The sequence below is a fragment of the Endozoicomonas atrinae genome (assembly GCF_001647025.1).
GTDB classification, from domain to species: Bacteria; Pseudomonadota; Gammaproteobacteria; order Pseudomonadales; family Endozoicomonadaceae; genus Endozoicomonas; species Endozoicomonas atrinae.
Genome location: NZ_LUKQ02000768.1, coordinates 1 through 532 on the forward strand (window position 1 = coordinate 1; position 532 = coordinate 532).

Genomic DNA, 532 nt, shown 5'->3' on the forward strand with positions numbered 1-532 from the left:
TTGCCAGATATTGGTGGTTGCCATAAGCCCGAAACCCTTTTATTTTTTTGAAACCACAAAAAAGGGCAATGCCCGAAAGCACTGCCCTTCTGAACCTCATTTTATGCGAGGTTGGAAACTACAGTATTGTAGTCTCGACCATTACAGTGGTCGAATATCTTCAGCTTGTGGGCCTTTCTGACCCTGAGTTACTTTGAACTCAACACGCTGACCTTCTGTCAGTGTTTTGAAGCCATCACCTATGATTTGACGGAAGTGAGCAAACACATCTGGTCCGCCGTTTTCCTGAGCGATGAAACCAAAACCTTTCTCTTCATTGAACCACTTAACTGTACCGGTAGTAGTAGACATAGTCATATCCTGTAATTTAATAATCAATGTGCCTTGTGATAAGGCGGTGGAGCTAGAAGCTTGTTATCACTTATGAAGGATATGGCGAGCTATTACACCCGGAACATCAAATCTTTGCATAAAAAATAAATCACACTTTTAACGTTCCGCCATTATACAGAGTAGTATCCTAATCGCTATG

Annotated in this window: 1 protein-coding gene; it reads right to left on the minus strand. The window is 41.7% G+C overall.

Features of this window, described 5'->3' with window-relative positions; genetic code table 11:
* Positions 1-141: 141 nt before the first annotated feature.
* Complete coding sequence (gene cspE / locus AK963_RS30530; protein WP_066017351.1) at positions 142-351, minus strand: transcription antiterminator/RNA stability regulator CspE; 210 nt, start codon at positions 349-351, stop codon at positions 142-144.
* Positions 352-532: the final 181 nt, after the last annotated feature.

What these genes read in the sequence shown, in the direction of transcription:
- cspE (WP_066017351.1), bottom strand. Translation starts at nt 351, where the DNA reads ATGTCTACTACTACCGGTACAGTTAAGTGGTTCAATGAAGAGAAAGGT.